Annotated in this window: 15 protein-coding genes; 8 read left to right on the plus strand and 7 right to left on the minus strand. The window is 29.9% G+C overall.

Annotated features, from left to right (window positions below; all coding sequences use genetic code 11):
* The first annotated feature begins 8 nt into the window (after nt 1–8).
* A complete protein-coding gene (cwlD, locus tag OCU55_RS23170) occupies nt 9–716 on the plus strand; it encodes an N-acetylmuramoyl-L-alanine amidase CwlD (protein ID WP_261854649.1) in 708 nt (235 codons plus the stop codon).
* A gap of 158 nt (nt 717–874) precedes the next feature.
* Here cwlD and OCU55_RS23175 read toward each other — a convergent pair whose 3' ends face one another.
* Nucleotides 875–1684, minus strand: a complete 810-nt coding sequence (locus OCU55_RS23175; RefSeq protein ID WP_261854636.1) for a DUF3048 C-terminal domain-containing protein — start codon at nt 1682–1684, stop codon at nt 875–877.
* A 259-nt stretch (nt 1685–1943) separates the two neighbouring features.
* On the opposite strand from OCU55_RS23175, the gene OCU55_RS23180 reads away from it, so the two are divergent.
* Together OCU55_RS23180 and OCU55_RS23185 are read left to right on the plus strand one after the other, a co-directional pair.
* Nucleotides 1944–2786: a fumarate hydratase gene (locus tag OCU55_RS23180; RefSeq protein WP_261854637.1), complete on the plus strand. Its 843-nt coding sequence runs from the start codon at nt 1944–1946 to the stop codon at nt 2784–2786.
* 12 nt (nt 2787–2798) lie between these two features.
* Nucleotides 2799–3356 (plus strand): Fe-S-containing hydro-lyase, encoded by a 558-nt coding sequence (locus OCU55_RS23185; protein WP_261854638.1) that lies wholly within the window; start codon nt 2799–2801, stop codon nt 3354–3356.
* Nucleotides 3357–3515: 159 nt separating this feature from the next.
* Here OCU55_RS23185 and OCU55_RS23190 read toward each other — a convergent pair whose 3' ends face one another.
* On the minus strand, nt 3516–4373 hold the full coding sequence (locus OCU55_RS23190) for a YitT family protein (protein WP_261854639.1): 858 nt from the start codon (nt 4371–4373) through the stop codon (nt 3516–3518).
* Between the two features lie 309 nt (nt 4374–4682).
* Between OCU55_RS23190 and OCU55_RS23195 the strand changes: the two genes are divergently transcribed.
* Nucleotides 4683–4841, plus strand: a complete 159-nt coding sequence (locus OCU55_RS23195; RefSeq protein WP_261854640.1) for a hypothetical protein — start codon at nt 4683–4685, stop codon at nt 4839–4841.
* A 147-nt stretch (nt 4842–4988) separates the two neighbouring features.
* On the plus strand, nt 4989–5996 hold the full coding sequence (gene galE / locus OCU55_RS23200; RefSeq protein ID WP_261854641.1) for a UDP-glucose 4-epimerase GalE: 1008 nt from the start codon (nt 4989–4991) through the stop codon (nt 5994–5996).
* 164 nt (nt 5997–6160) lie between these two features.
* On the opposite strand, the gene OCU55_RS23205 is transcribed toward galE, so the two are convergent.
* Nucleotides 6161–7738 (minus strand): putative ABC exporter domain-containing protein, encoded by a 1578-nt coding sequence (locus OCU55_RS23205; RefSeq protein ID WP_261854642.1) that lies wholly within the window; start codon nt 7736–7738, stop codon nt 6161–6163.
* 1 nt (nt 7739) lies between these two features.
* Complete coding sequence (locus OCU55_RS23210; protein WP_261854643.1) at nt 7740–8438, minus strand: ABC transporter ATP-binding protein; 699 nt, start codon at nt 8436–8438, stop codon at nt 7740–7742.
* A 426-nt stretch (nt 8439–8864) separates the two neighbouring features.
* On the opposite strand from OCU55_RS23210, the gene OCU55_RS23215 reads away from it, so the two are divergent.
* The 3 genes from OCU55_RS23215 to OCU55_RS23225 all read left to right on the plus strand — a co-directional run bounded on the left by OCU55_RS23215 (nt 8865) and on the right by OCU55_RS23225 (nt 12945).
* Nucleotides 8865–9221, plus strand: coding sequence for an arsenate reductase family protein (locus OCU55_RS23215; protein ID WP_261854644.1), 357 nt, complete (start codon nt 8865–8867; stop codon nt 9219–9221).
* A gap of 344 nt (nt 9222–9565) precedes the next feature.
* Complete coding sequence (locus OCU55_RS23220) at nt 9566–11797, plus strand: ribonucleoside-diphosphate reductase subunit alpha (protein ID WP_261854645.1); 2232 nt, start codon at nt 9566–9568, stop codon at nt 11795–11797.
* A 113-nt stretch (nt 11798–11910) separates the two neighbouring features.
* Nucleotides 11911–12945: a ribonucleotide-diphosphate reductase subunit beta gene (locus OCU55_RS23225; RefSeq protein WP_261854646.1), complete on the plus strand. Its 1035-nt coding sequence runs from the start codon at nt 11911–11913 to the stop codon at nt 12943–12945.
* A 350-nt stretch (nt 12946–13295) separates the two neighbouring features.
* Here the strand turns inward: OCU55_RS23225 and OCU55_RS23230 are convergent, their stop codons facing one another.
* The 3 genes from OCU55_RS23230 to OCU55_RS23240 form a co-directional block, all read right to left on the minus strand.
* Nucleotides 13296–14711: an aspartate ammonia-lyase gene (locus OCU55_RS23230; RefSeq protein ID WP_261854647.1), complete on the minus strand. Its 1416-nt coding sequence runs from the start codon at nt 14709–14711 to the stop codon at nt 13296–13298.
* Nucleotides 14712–15119: 408 nt separating this feature from the next.
* Nucleotides 15120–16217, minus strand: a complete 1098-nt coding sequence (locus OCU55_RS23235; RefSeq protein WP_261854648.1) for a glycosyltransferase — start codon at nt 16215–16217, stop codon at nt 15120–15122.
* A gap of 296 nt (nt 16218–16513) precedes the next feature.
* A partial coding sequence (locus OCU55_RS23240) for a BclA C-terminal domain-containing protein (protein ID WP_427847089.1) occupies nt 16514–16982 on the minus strand: 469 nt, incomplete at its 5' end.

Genomic DNA, 16982 nt, shown 5'->3' on the forward strand with positions numbered 1-16982 from the left:
TTGTATTTATGGAGGTCATTATGAGGAAGAGCATAGCTATATTATTTGTTTGCATAAGTATATTTTTCACTAATACTGTAATTGTTAATGCAGTAGAGGACAAAACGAAACAAGTACAAAAGGTAGTATTAATAGACGCAGGACATGGAGGAATTGATGGCGGTGCTAAATCGAAGAATGGTATTATAGAAAAAGATATTAACCTATCTATATCCTTAAAGCTTAAAGACTATTTAGAGAAGAAGAATTATAAGGTCTACATGACAAGAGAAGATGATAGTGGGTTATACGAAAAAGGAAATTCTGTGAGAGCAAAAAAAGTAGAAGATTTAACTAATAGAGTTAAATTAAAAGAAAGTACTAAATGCGATATATTTATAAGCATACATCAAAATATGTTCCCTCAGAGTAAATACTATGGAGCGCAGGTATGGCACGCAAGCAATGAAGAAAGTAAAAAGCTAGCTGATATCATTCAAAGTACACTAGTTGAGAAAATAGACAAAGATAATAAAAGGATAGCCAAAGCAGCTGGAGATCAATATAAAATTTTAAGAGATAATTTGGGTATACCAAGTGTTATAGTTGAATGTGGATTTTTGTCTAATCCAAATGAAGAACAACTTCTAAAAACAGAAGATTATCAAAAGAAATTAGCTGAAGCAATTAGCTACGGAGTAGATAAGTATTTTCAGTCTAAAAATGGTGTTGAATAATCAAATTTCCTAGGAAATAATGTTTTTATACAGATATATAGAGAGTGTTTCAAAGTAATTATTATCTAAATAACTCTGAAACAGTCTCTTTTTATATTCTTAAAATGAGTATGACATACATAAGTTTGTAAGATGGGATATTTTATGATAAGCTATACCTATTTTTTTACAAGGTATTTTGATGTTATTATGTTTGTCGAGCTATCAGTGACTACCCAATAAGTATTTCCACGAATTAACGTTAATGGAGTGACTCCATCACTTAGAAAAAAATTATTATCTCTCCAAAATATTTTTTGCACCTTTCCGCCAGTGAATAGAAAACCATCCCCATCTCCTTTATGAGAAAATATATCTTCGTGATTTATATTTTTTTCATCTACATATTGAATGACTAAGTTTGTAAAAGAGAGTTCTTTGTTTGTAACAATATTTTTTTCTGTTATAGGACCATTATAGTGAACATAACTTTCTCCATTATATGTAAAACTGGAGGAAATGCCTGCTTTATATTCTACAAAGACAGTATCACAATTGGATTTAAAATTAAATTTATATAAATCTACCTTGTCCATAAAATTGAAATGAGGTATGTCTTTTAATGTTAGATTTTTAATCACATCTATGGAATCATTTCTCTCAATTTTCTTATTATAAAAAACTGCCCAATACTCTATATAATTACTTTCTTTATTAAAAGTTTCATAGACTATATCACTAACTGTTACATTGGTTAGATCTTTTATTTTTACGGGAGAATACTTAATACCGATTACTGAATTTGATGATCCTACCTCTGCAATTCTTTCGCCTGTTATTGGAGATACACTGATACTGTTATGGGGAACTGAATTGGTTTTGTCCTTATTTATTATATGATGGAAATCATAAAATACTATTAATAAGAGTATTACTATCAATACGTATATTATTATGTCGTAAAGTTTAGGGGAAAGTTTTGTTTTCATGCCTACTCCTTAAAATAATGATATAATAGATTATAATTTAATTCTCAGCATAATATGCCAAGAATTATAATTTATATTTAAAGAATGGAACACTTCAATCAAAAATTTGTTTTTAAGACTCCTCTGGGTTCAGAGAGTAGAATTTGAAAATATAAATTTAATTATGAAGTAGTTCATCAATAATATATGAAATAATAAAGCAATTCTATATAATAATATGTTTAAGATAATTCTTATTAATATACTTGGGGAGGTCAATATGAAAGAAATACATATTACACAAATAATAGATTCAGTAAAGCAATTATGTATATCTTCAAACTATTATCTTGGAGAGGATTTAAGAAATAGTTTAGAAAATGCTAGAGAAAAGGAAAGTTGGGCAATAGCTAAAAATATTTTAGATAATATCGTCATAAATTCAGATATTGCTAAAAATGAAAATATGCCAATATGTCAGGATACAGGTATGACATGTGTGTTTGTGGAATTAGGGCAAGATGTCCATATAATTGGTGGACTTCTTGAGGATGCAATAAATGAAGGGGTAAGAAGAGGATATGAGGAAGGGTTTTTGAGAAAGTCTGTAGTTGGCGACCCTATAAAGAGAGTTAATACTAAAGATAATACTCCAGCGGTAATTTATTATAATATTGTTAGTGGAGATAAAATGAAAATTACTGTTGCACCTAAAGGTTTCGGATCAGAAAATATGAGTGCAATAAAAATGTTAAAACCATCAGATGGCATAGATGGTGTAAAAGAGTTTGTGTTAGAAACTGTGAGAAAAGCAGGGCCCAATCCGTGTCCACCAATAGTTGTTGGTGTTGGTATTGGAGGAACATTTGATAAGGCTGCTAATTTAGCTAAAAAAGCACTAATAAGAAATATAAATGAAGGTAATTCCGATAACTACTATGCTGATTTAGAAAAGGAACTTTTAGAAAAAATTAATGAGCTTGGAATTGGGCCTCAAGGGTTTGGCGGAAAAACCACAGCATTAGGTGTAAATGTTGAGGTGTATCCAACACATATTGCAGGACTACCAGTTGCAGTAAATATTAATTGTCATGCTACTAGACATGCCGAGATAGAGTTATAGGAGGAACATTAATTGGAAAAGAAGATAATCATGCCATTAACTGAAGACAAGGTCTTAGATCTAAAGGCTGGAGATACAGTACTTATAAGTGGTACTATATATGCTGCAAGAGATGCTGCTCATAAAAAACTTATTGAATTAATAGAAAATAATAAAGAATTGCCTATCGATGTTAAAGATTCAGTTATTTATTATGTAGGGCCAACTCCAGCTAAACCAGGTGAGGTAATAGGATCTGCTGGTCCAACAACTAGCTATAGAATGGATTCGTATACTTCACAGCTGTTAAACTTAGGACTTAAAGGTATGATAGGCAAGGGTTTAAGAAATAATGAAGTTGTTAAAAGTATAATAAAGAATAAAGCTGTATATTTTGGTGCTATTGGAGGAGCAGGTGCTCTTATTTCTAAATGCATAAAGGAAAATGAGATTGTCGCATATGAAGAACTTGGGGCAGAGGCTATAAGGAGACTGGAAGTAGAAGATTTACCCGTTGTTGTGATAATAGATAGCAAAGGCAATAATTTATACGAAATTGGACAAAAGAATTATTTAGATAGTATTAAGTAAAAATATAGTCATAAGTAGGTCGATGTGAATTGTAGATTTAAAACAATTTTAGAATATATTTTTTCATTTAATTGAAATTACTAAAATGTTTCCAATTGATCTGTACAAATAAATAAAGGGAATTTCTATAATAAATGTTATAGAAATTCCCTTTATTTACTATATGTTTTTAAACCCTTTTCCTCTAACTTCTGATATATCGATTATAGTTAAAAAGGCTTTAGGATCTACTAGATGGATTGTGTTTTTTAGCTCAATCATCTGTCTAGTTGTTACAATACAATAAAGCATTTTCTTTCTATCATGAGTGTATTCACCTTCTGCGAATAGCGAGGTCACTCCTCTGTGTAAATCGTTAATTATATAATTTATTACGTCTTCTTCTCTTTCGGTAAGTATAAGAAGCAAGTTCTTTCTGGATAATCCTCTTACCATAACATCTAAGACATAACTTTGGATAAACATAGAGATTAAAGTATATAATGCTTTAGGTATACCAAAGAAAAAAGCTCCTACTGCAACTATAACTAGATTAAGAGTAAACCCTAATTTTCCTATATTAAAATTGGAGTATTTTTTTCTAATAAGCATTGTAATTATATCGGTACCGCCAGTTGATCCATTTCTTGAGAATACTAATCCATACCCAATTCCACATAGTACACCACCGTATATACAATAAAGAAGAATATCATCAAGAACTATAATTTTCGAAAATGGAGAGGTAACTATCAGAGACACAGATAATGACACCATTCCCAATGCAGAATACATCGTAAATTTCTTGTCTAGTTTAATATAGCTAACTATAAATAAAGGTAAGTTTATTAGGAATACAGAAAAACCTGCATTAAAGCCTTTTAAGTATTGGATTATTAGTGCTACTCCAGTAGCTCCACCACTAAGAAGCTTTGCGTGGGTTAAAAATAAGTTTATTCCTAAGGATGATATAAAGCAACCTGCTATTATTATTAAAATATCAAATATGTAAGATTTTCTAGTTTTTATGTAGTCCATTTTAAAAAAATCCTCTCACTAAAAGATAAATGTTTTACATGAAGATTATATAAGAATAACAGTATTATGTAAAAAGCATAATAACCTATAAAAGCAAATTACAAGTTTTTATTCATGATTTAATAAAAAATGCTATAAATTCTTCATTATTCCTTATAAAGCCTAGTATACAGTATTCTGTATCAATATATACATAAATATAAATATATTAAAGGCGATTAATTTATACATTAATAGACAATATTTATACTGTGATATAGAATATAAATTAGGCGATTAAAAATATTTAGTTGAATAGAGGAATGGAATATGAGAATTAAGCTTCCCGGAAGTATGAAAACTAAAATTATATTACTAATAATATTAGTTTTTTTAAGTATAGGGATTTTAATAAAAGAAGGAATTGCCAATAGTAAACATACTGATAATAAAGCCACTATTGAAAATCAAACTATAAAATCTAAGTGAAAATTATTTGGAGTAATATGTACATTTTGGAAATTGGTTCAAAATTAATTTACAAAAGTCATTAAGTGTGTAGCGCTTTGTAACATTATTGTAATGCAATACAATATAGTAATAAATTAAAATATAATATGTAGGAGGGGATAATTTATGAAAGTATTAGTGACAGGTGGAGCAGGATATATAGGTAGCACAATATGCTCTGCTCTTATTGATAATGGACATGAACCCATAATATTAGACTCGTTAGTAACAGGAAGAGAAGAATTTACAAGAGGAAAGATATTTTATCAAGGAGATATAGCGGATAAAGATCTGTTGGAGAAGATATTTTCTGAGCATCCAGGCATTCAGCATGCAATACACTGTGCAGCACTAATTGTTGTTCCTGAATCTGTAGAAAGTCCTTATGAATATTATAGAGAAAATGTAGGTAAATCATTAGAATTATTTCATACATTGAATAGATTAGGGTGTAAAAATGTAGTTTTTAGTTCATCAGCATCAATATATGATGATGTACCGAACTTCATGGTTACTGAAGAGTCACCACTTAATGCAAGAAGTCCATATGCGAGGACAAAATATATGATGGAAATGATACTAAAAGACTTCTGCTCAGCATATGGAATGAAAGGTATAGCATTAAGATACTTTAATCCAATAGGAGCAGATCCTAAAATGCGTTCAGGGGTACATGTTCAATTCCCAAGTCACGTATTAGGTAAGTTAGTTGATGTTGCTCTTGGAAATGATCCGGTATTTAGAATAACAGGTGTTAATTGGGATACAAGAGATGGCTCCGGAATTAGAGATTTCGTTCATATTTGGGATTTAGCACTTGCACATGTTAAAGCTGTTGAAAGATTTGAAGAGGCTTTTAAGGACTCAGCTGCTATAGATAATTATTTAGTTATAAATCTTGGAAGTGGCGACGGGGTTACAGTAAAAGAACTAGTTAAAGCTTTTGAGAATGTGTATGGTAAGGAAATAAATAAAGAAGAAGCTCCATCAAGACCTGGAGATGTACCAGGAGCTTATGCAAATGCTGATAGAGCGAAAAAATTGCTTGGATGGCAGGCACAAATGTCTATAGAACAAGGCATTTCTGATGCATTAAAGTGGGGAGAAATAAGAGAAACGATAATTAAATACTAATGAATACAAAATGGCACATCCATATAATATAAAGATAATAAAAAATACAGGCTATAAATTATGATAATTTATAGCCTGTATTTTTTGATTTAAGCATTATTAATAAGTATGGACTTTTCGATATACGTAGGTAATATCAATATTTAGAAAGTAATATATACGATTTAATCTAATTCAATATGATTCAAAATTCCCTTAGATAATTGGAGTATAACTATTGATGCAAACAAGTTCCAGATAAGAAATGCAAAGTATATTGCATAATGACCTAAGAATGATAATTCATTTGCGATAACAGCAGCACCTATTATTCCAGGAAGAACATAAAGTATTACTGAGAAAAACATTAAAAGTCCTTTAATTGCATCAGAATTTATACCGCCAAACAATCTTAAATTAAGTACTGATCCGTAAGTAAATACAAATCCAAATGATATATATACAAGCATGCAAAGTATTGCATCAAGTGGATTGGCTTTTATTATTATTGCTAAAGTTAAGAAGACTATAGCACTATCTGAGGCATATTTTAGTATTGAAGATAATGTGGCCCAGAATATTTTCTTATCATCACTATCTGGTATCAAAAATATATATGGTTTTACGATCTCGAAGTTAAACTTTGAAGCAAAGTTGGATATGCAACCCATGTATATAGTAAAGTATAGGAAAATAGTTATATCCTTTATAGGAAAGAATAGTCCATAACCTATTGCTCCAATAAATAAAGCACCTGTATACATATTAACAAGGCCGAAGCCTGTCTTTTTATACTCTAATAAATGCTTTCTAAAAATAGCTTCTCCAAACATACTATCATACTTATAAGTAACTTTTCTGGTTTTCCTTTTTCTCTTGCCCTCAAGCATAAAATCAGCAGATTTTATTTGTTTAGTTTTTATGTTTTTCATAGTTTCGTTTAATTCGGATTTATCTAATACATCTTCATAGAAATCTAAGTTCAAGTTATAAAGTATAAATACTATCACAATTAGTACTAAAAGTAATAATCCTAAATAAATGAATAATGAATAGTTTAAACCAGTGAAGCATTGAGTTATAATAGCTTTGACCCAGCCGATTATAGGAATGTAATCTAGGCCATGCTTACTATACATTGATGTAAGATATACTAATAAATTATCTCTATGATTATAGCCATTATAAGCTGTATAAAGTACTAAAATTGCAGCAAAAACTTCTGCTATTACTTGTAATATATTTTTCAAATAAGCTCTCTTGGAACATAGGCTATAAATCAACACTGAAATAAATGATAAAATTATAAAAAATATTATATATGTTAATAGCAGTACTACTACACCTAACGGGGCAAATCTAAACCAGTTAATTAGGTTTGGTAATTGAAATAAGATAAATAAGGATGTAATAAAGGTAGTTTGAATCTCTTTAATAAATCCATACATAAGTATATTTTGTGGACTCAATGGGGAAGTAAAAGCAAAATTAACATCACTCATAAGAAAGGAAGAATTTCTTTTTTGTGCTCCAAAATATACGGTTGTAATCATGAATATTATAGTAACCAAGGTTGATATACCTATAAAGTAAACAGAAGATGTATTTTTTATATCTGATTTCTTTGCTATAAAAGGTGCAATAACGCAATAACCAAGTAAAAGTACATAAAATAAAATTGGTATCAATTTTGAAGGTTTTCTTTTTATAAGCTTTATATTGTTAATAAGGCTTCTTCTCAATATATACAAAAGAGGAGACATATTATCTTTCCTCCGTGAATTCAAAGAAGATATCTTCTAGAGATTCATTAGATTCGTCAAGTTCACTTTTACTCTTGGATATTATTATTTCTCCATCTTTCATTATAAGTATTCTATCCCATAACTCTTCCATGCTATCTAGTAGATGAGTACTTATTAGAATTGATACTCCATCATTCCTTAAATCAGCAATTAAATTCTTTAATTCTTTTATAGCTTTTGGATCTAGACCAATCATAGGTTCATCGAAAAGTATTACAGAAGGATTTGTGATTAAAGCACAAATTATGCTTACCTTTTGCTGCATACCCTTGGACAATTCTTGAGCAAGTTTTTCTTTTTTATCAAACATATCAAAAGTTTTAAGTAATTCTTCAGCTCTTGAATCATAATTTCTTATTCCATAAGCTTTGGCCATGAAATGAATATGTTCTTCAACAGTTAATAGGGGATAGAGTGATGGTAGCTCTGGAACGTATCCAAAAAGACGTTTACCCTCAACTGATTTATTAATCTTGCCGCATATTTTTATTTCACCTTCATATTTTAACAAACCTGCAATTGATTTTAGAGTAGTAGACTTACCAGCACCATTAGGTCCAACTAATACTGCTATTTCACCCTTATTTATCGTAAAGTTTATATTCTTAGCTGCCTCTAGCTTATTATATTTTTTTGTTAAGTTTATCACTTCTAACATACTATTCCTCCTTGAAATAATGGCATAATACTTTGTAATAAAATCTCATATTTAAGCGAACTATTTTAAGTGTTGATACATTAAATATGAAATAAGAACTGAATTGTTTTATTTATGGATATAAGAACACGTATACATTGTACCATTAAATTCCAAAAAATTCTCTATTAACTATAAAACTTAAGAGAATTTTAAGATGTAGAGTAAAGTTATGGTTAGTCTCTTTACTTTTCTTGTAGGTTATCTTAATATAGTTTATAAACAAAGACTAATGACTTGAAATTTTAGTGCTTTTTTATAAAGACAACTTTATATAGTGGATTAAAATGTATTTCGTTGACGAAATAAGTTAATTAATATTATCAAGTAAATTTAACTTAGAAAGTTTAGACAATGATATATTATGACAATTAGGAGGAAATTAATATGGCTGTTACATTTATACAGTATCCAAAATGCAGCACTTGTAGAAAAGCTAAGAAGTGGCTTCAAGATAATAACATAGAGTTTAATGAAAGAATTATTAATGAAGATAATCCTAAAAAGGAAGAGTTAAGCCTATGGATAGAAAAGAGTGGATTACCAATAACTAAGTTTTTCAATACTAGTGGAAGACTTTATAAAGAGCTTAATCTTAAAGATAAGATTAAGGTAGCTTCTAGAGAAGAACTTATTGATATTCTTGCTTCAGATGGAATGCTGGTGAAAAGACCTATAGTACTAAGAGATGATATGGTTCTAGTTGGCTTTAAAGAAGAACAGTGGGAAGGTCAAATAAAATAGTTTTAATGAAAATAGGGGAGTAATCCTCTATTTTTTTATAATGCTATAAATTGTTAAGACTCAATTGAGATTTATGAATATATAAATCATAGAAAACTATACTTTTTTGTGTGGATTATATTGGGAAAAATTTTATAGAAAGTTAGATATGTAAAATTGGTTTAGTAAGGAAAAAGAAGAAAAAATGAAATGTATACAATAAAGGTATATTATTTTGCCTATTTTGGCAAAAAAGCAATTTTACAAATCAATTATTTGGTTATTATAATATATAAGACAATATATTGTGTTATTTGGAATAGAATGTTAATAAACATACTATATATTGTGGGAGGAGAAATGCTATGAAAAATCTATCAGAATTGTGTGATATAGCGCTTAGTGCTATTAATGGGGATAAAGATGTATATTCAAATAAGAAACTTATAGATTCACTAGAACATATAATAAGAGAAAATATGAGTTATAATGATATGATAAATTCTGCAATACAGGTTTGCTTGGAACTTACAACTGAAGAAGAACCAAAGTGGCTTAATGGAGCAGCTAAATTATATATAGTAAGACTATATGATGATGTAAGAGCTAATAGAGGAATTGATAAAGAAGCAGACCCTTATAAAAACTTTTATGATTTTGTTTCTGAACTTACTGAAAAAGGGCTTTATGGGAAATATATTTTGGAAAACTATTCAAGAGAAAATATAGACGAATTAGAAAAATATATGGATCCAAAGAGGGACCTTTTATTTACATACAGTGGTATAAGCTTGCTTGCTAAAAGATATTTAATTCAAGATTTCAATAGGAAGCCACTTGAATTGCCACAGCAAATGTTTATGGGAATAGCTATGCATTTAGCGATACCAGAAAAAGATGATAAAAGGGTTTATTGGGCTAAAAGATTTTATGATGTACTTAGTTCATTAAAAGCAACAATGGCTACTCCAACAATGTCAAATGCTAGGAAACCATTTTATCAATTAAGTTCTTGTTTTATAGATACAGTAGAGGATAGTTTGAAAGGTATATATAAATCCCTAGATAATTTTGCAGAGGTATCAAAATTTGGTGGAGGAATGGGTATATACTTTGGTAAGGTAAGAGCTTTAGGATCATCAATAAGAGGGTTTAAAGGTGCTTCAGGAGGGGTTATACCTTGGGTGAAGCTTTATAATGATACAGCCATAGCTGTTGATCAACTTGGAGTTAGAAATGGAAGTGTGTCTATTTGGTTAGATGCATGGCATAGAGATTTACCTGAATTTCTACAACTAAAGACTAATAATGGAGATGACAGAAAAAAAGCTCATGATGTGTTTCCTGGGATATGCTACCCAAATTTATTTTGGAAGTTAGCAGAGGAAAAGATAGATAGCAATTGGTATTTGATGTGTCCACATGAAATAAGAACAGTTAAAGGGTATTCTCTAGAAGATTTCTATGGAGAGGCGTGGGAAGAGAGATATTGGGATTGCGTTAACGATGAAAGAATTGAAAAGAAAGTAATGTGTATAAAGGATATTGTCAGACTTATAATAAAGAGTGCAGCAGAAACAGGAACACCATTTGCATTTTATAGAGATGCTGCTAATACGATGAATCCTAATAAGCATAAAGGTATGATATATTCATCTAACCTTTGTACTGAGATAATGCAAAACATGAGTGCTATGGATATCCTTCAGGAAGAAATAATTGATGATAATGGAGATAAAATAGTAATTGAGAGAACTAAGGCTGGAGATTTTGTTGTATGTAATTTATCTTCAGTAGTTTTAGGAAATGTTGATGTAACAAACGATGAAGAATTGGAATATATAGTGGAAACTCAAATAAGAGCTATGGATAATGTTATTGATCTAAATTACTATTCAGTTCCTTTTGCTGAGATTACAAACAAAAAATATAGAGCTATAGGACTCGGAACAAGCGGTTATCATCATATGCTTGCTAACAATAAGGTATCATGGACTAGTGATTATCATATAAAATTTGCAGATAAAGTATATGAAAAGATAAATTACTATGCTATAAAGGCTTCTATGAATATATCCAAAGAAAAAGGAACATATCCACATTTTGAAGGTTCTGATTGGGAAACTGGTGACTACTTTAAAATTAGAAATTATGAATCACAAGAATGGTGGGAATTGTCAGAGGATATCAAGAAGTATGGCATGAGAAATGGATATTTATTAGCCGTAGCGCCAAATGGATCTACAGCAACTATTGCAGGAACATCAGAGGGAATAGATCCTGTTATGTCTAGATTTTGGATGGAAGAGAAAAAGGGTAGCATAACTCCAAAGATAGCACCAAATCTTTCAGAAGATAACTATTGGTACTATAATTCAGCATATAATATAGATCAGGCATGGTGTGTTAAGCTTAATGGAGTAAGACAAAGACATATTGATCAAGGCCAGTCTTTTAATCTTTATATAACAACTAATTACACAATGAGACAGATAATGAATCTTTATATAGAAGCTTGTAAATCAGGTGTGAAGAGTATTTATTATGTTAGATCAAAATCATTGACGGTAAGTGATTGTGAAAGTTGTTCGGCTTAAAGATAAATAGTTTTTTTCAATAATTATAGTTAAAATAAAAACTTAATTTATATAGATTATTATTGAAAGAGCTTTAATTAGAAAATACAGATGTAATAGGGAGGAAATTATATATGGCTATCAATAAGAAACCTCTATTTAATGAAAATGGAGATACTGAAATCTCAAAGAAGAGAATGGTAAATGGAAATACAACAAATCTTAATGATTTTAATAATATGAAATATACTTGGGTATCTGATTGGTATAGGCAGGCTATGAATAACTTTTGGATACCAGAAGAAATTAACTTAGCTCAGGACCTAAAAGATTATCCAAAGCTAACTGGTGACGAAAGAGTAGCATATGATAAGATATTATCATTTTTAATATTTCTTGACTCAATACAGACAGCTAACCTTGGAAATATAAATAACTATATAACAGCAAGTGAAGTGAATTTATGTTTAACTATCCAAGCATTTCAAGAAGCAGTACACTCACAAAGTTATAGTTACATGTTAGACACAATATGTCCACCTGAAAAGAGAAATGAGATATTATTCCAATGGAAAGACGATAAGATACTTCTTGAACGTAATAAGTTCATAGGTGATTTGTACAATAATTTTGTTGAAAATCCAACTGAAGAAACTTTCTTAAAAACTATTATGGCGAACTATATCTTAGAAGGGATTTACTTTTATTCTGGATTTATGTTTTTCTATAACTTAGAGAGAAATGGCAAAATGCCAGGATCTGCACAAGAAATACGATACATCAATAGAGATGAAAATACCCATCTTTGGCTATTTAGAAATATAATAAGAGAACTACAAAGAGAAGAGCCGCAGATGTTCACTGAAGAGTTAGTTGAAGAACTAAGAGAAATGGTTAGAACAGGTGTTGAAAATGAGATAGCTTGGGGACATTATGTAATAGCTGATGGTATACAAGGATTAAATAAAAAGATGATACATGACTATATTAAGTACTTAGGCAATATAAGACTTAATGACATAGGATTTAAGCCTTTATATGAAGGATATGATAAGAATCCATCTACATGGGTAGATATATATGCTGATGCTAATTCAGTTAAGACTGATTTCTTCGAAGCAAAATCAACAGCTTATGCTAAAGCAGGTGCTTTAGTTGATGATTTGTAGAAGTATTAATTTCTAGATTAGATATAGCTATTATTAATAAAAGTAAAAGACAAAGGTGTTATCCAATCCTTTGTCTTTTTATTTATTGATATGTTTAAAGATATTATAGAAATTAAGTTGTTATGCAGGAGATGCTATATGAGCGAGCTATTAGAATTAAATGATTTTTTCAGATGGAATGGCGTTAATAAACTGTACTGTCCGAACGTAGTGAGTTTACAGTTTTAGCCATGGAATATGAAAAAATCATATTAATTCTTTGCGTAAGCTCATTAAAGCATCGGATGAATAGCAACTTAATTTCTATATGGTACTTTAACAGTGCTTATATTATAAATAGCGTAAAGCATTTATGAAACATCACGTATGGTGTCCTTTAGTTCTGATGGTTTAATTAATTGAGATGGATTAAGCATTGTATCTATATCTTCATTGGAATAAATGTCTTCACTATATAGAATTTCTCTAATTGATTTGTCTTCTCTTAATGCTTTTTTAGCAAGTTCACAAGCTTTGTCATAGCCAATAAATGGAACTAAGGAAGTTACTAAAGCAGTTGATTTTTCGAGGTTCTCTATACATTTTTTTTCGTTAACTAAAATATCATCTATACATTTTTCTCTAAATAATATAGCAGCTTTTTCTAGAAGTTCTAAAGATTCTAGCATACTTTCAGCGATTAGTGGAATAAATGCATTTAGTTCTAACTGACCAGAGGATGCAGCCATTGTTATCGCAGTATCATTAGCAATTACTCTCATAGATATTTGTCCTACCATCTCTGGAATTACAGGATTTACTTTGCCAGGCATTATTGATGATCCTGCTTGGCGAGCTGGAAGTATGATTTCCCCAAAGCCACCTCTTGGTCCTGAATTTAAAATTCTAAGATCATTAGATATTTTAATTAGGCTCGATGCAAAAATCTTCAAAGCACTGGATACCTCAACGAAGACATCAGCATTTTGTGTACCATCTATGGAACATTCACATCTGCTTACATTAAGCTTAGTAAGTGACCTTAAGGTATCTGATATTATAAAAATATATCTATCACTTGAGTTTATGCCAGTACCTATAGCCGTTCCACCTATATTTATATTTTTTAGATTTTCTTCAGTTTTACGGATTCTATATAAATCTCTTTCTAAGGCTTTAGCATATGCTCCAAATCCTTGTCCAACAGTCATCGGTACTGCATCCATTAGTTGAGTTCTACCAAGACGAAAGATTTGAGAAAACTGATCTTCTTTTAATTCTAATGCTTCTTTAAGCTTATTTATTTCATTTGCTAGTTTTTGAACCTTTTTTATAGTAGTTATTTTTAGAGCTGTAGGACAGACATCATTGGTAGACTGGGACATATTTACATCGTTTAGTGGATGAATTATAGTATAATCACCTTTTTTACCACCAATAATTTCTATAGCTCTATTAGCAATTACTTCATTAACATTCATATTTACTGAAGTACCGGCACCGCCTTGAAATGCACTTATTTTGAACTGATCATCAAAAATCCCCTCAATGATCTCTTCACTTGCCTTTATTATAGCATTTGCCTTTTGTTCACTTAATTTACCAAGTTTCATATTTGTTATAGCAGCAGCTTTCTTTACTAAGGCTATCTCTTTTACAAAATCTATATTTACAGGTTTGCTGTATAAGTCAAAGTTTTCTAATGCACGAACAGTATTTATCCCATAGTATTTGGAATTATCGATCTCTTTTGAGCCAATTAAGTCTTTTTCTATTCTATATTCCATAATATTAACCTCGCTATAAATTTTTTCTTTAATCAAATAAGATAATATATAATGCATAATTAATATCTATTAAAACCTTTGGCCAAAGATTTATTTAGGTTACAATTTCTAAAGAATAAAAAAAGGTGCTTTCGCCTATTAGCGAAAACACCTTTGTTCTACATGAATTATAATATTCTTACATCCATATATTTGTCAATGCATTTTGTAGCTAATGAAAATACATATAGTATTTTCAATACGATTTCATTGATAAATATATAAAATATAATACGAAAAAAATAATATATGATATCTATAGCTGTAAAAAAATGTAATACTAATATTTTTAAATATAATTATATAAAAATGAGTATCTTATATAAATATAGTTAATAGAATTCATGCTTATAAGGTTTGAGTCGAGCTTTAATTATCATTGCTTTTCTTTAACCCTATAGATTCAAAGTACTGTCTATTATAAATAACTCGATGATCATTAGGAGAGTAATTATAAGCTGCTTCGTTATGATCAAAAGCTTTTTTATGGTCGCCAAGTCTATCATAGCAAACACAAAGCTGTAGGTGAGGCAACCAAGTCCAAGAGGCTTCATTGAAAAAACCTAAGCTATTACTTGGCTTCTTTAGTTTGGTAGCTAATTCATACCAAAATATCGCTTGTTCTAGTTTATTCTCACATAAGTATGAGAAGCCAATTCTACAGCAAGCTTCAGCTCTAGGTAAATCATACTGGAAACTTCTGAAGGCGTATTGACGAGCTTTTTCGAAATTACCTTCGCCTTGATAATAATCTGTAATGTTTGAACAAACTCTTATATTATCTTCATACCAACCGAAGCCATCATCTAAGAATTTGTTATAGTTGAATAAAGCTTCTTCGAACTCACTATGATCATAAAGTTCATGTGCATAATATAATAAATCTCTCGGTGTGAACTCTATTCCTTCTTTTAGTTTGGATCTGAAAATTTCGAGGTTCCTATTAGGAGTGGATTTTATTTTTTGATGTGTTACGCTTATATCACTGTTAATTATATTTCCGTATACTTCTAAGTATTCGTGAATGAAGCCTTTCCACACAAAGCTCTTTGTTCTTTTAACAAGTCTATTACGTCTGTAAGATGATGCAGCATTGCCGTATTCATCGATTCCTATATTATATTTCATCGTAACTGAATCAACATTTAGGTCTAAGTTGGTTTTTAATTTCTTAAATTTTTCAATATCTTCTGGCAAAAACACATCGTCAGCATCTAGCCAAAGTATATAGTCTTTATTTGCTTTACTAAAAGCATAATTTCTTGCTGCTGAAAAGTCGTCAATCCATTTAAAATCATAAATAGTACTGTTATATTTTTTAACTATATCCTTTGTGCTATCAGTAGAACCTGTATCAACAATTATTATTTCGTCAACTATATCTTTTATGCAATCTAAGCATCTGCCTATAGTAAGTTCCTCATCTTTAACTATTATACACAAACTAATACTTATATTGTTAACCAAAGAATCAACTCCATTTCATAATATTAGTATTTTTATAGTTAAGAATAAAAAATAGATACTAAAAATCTTTAATATAGTATGTATAGGAAGATTGTTTTGTTCATATCAATTGTTGATCGATTAAGATATTTAGGACGAATTTTAAAAGTGATTTCAAATTTAATAAAGTAACAAATGAGCTAACAGATATTTTCTAAATTTATAAAGAAGTAAGGCATGAAGAAGTTGTACTCATATAAGTGTATCCTAAAATGATGATGGATCATTTTAGGATACACAGAGGTAAATCAAAAATACTATCTTAATCTTATTATAGAAATAGAAGCACCAGCACCACCGGTAGTTAAATTAGCTATGGATAACGATCCTAATAATTGAAGTGTAATAGTAGAATTAGGTGTTAAGTCAACAATTATAGAATTATTAAATGATGATACTGATAGAACAGGAGCAACAATGGAAGCTGTATTTGGTAATCCATTTATTAATAATCTAGAACTAACTGTTAAAGTAGCAGTCAAATTAATCTGATACGTTATAAAGTAGGTTCCTGCATTTGAAACTGTGAACGTTGTATTAGTTTCATCTATGCTTATTCCTGGACCAATATTTTGGTTACTTGGTAATGAAATTGAGGTGCCACCAAGTATAACAGATATTGTTGAACCAGTAGTATTGGACGCAAAAGCTGAATTCACTGTCAATGTAGCACCAGTAGCGCCAGTTAAGCCGGTAGGTCCAGTTGAGCCAGTAGGACCAGTGACT

Source organism: Clostridium folliculivorans (assembly GCF_024341905.1).
Classification (GTDB): Bacteria; Bacillota; Clostridia; order Clostridiales; family Clostridiaceae; genus Clostridium_AR; species Clostridium_AR folliculivorans.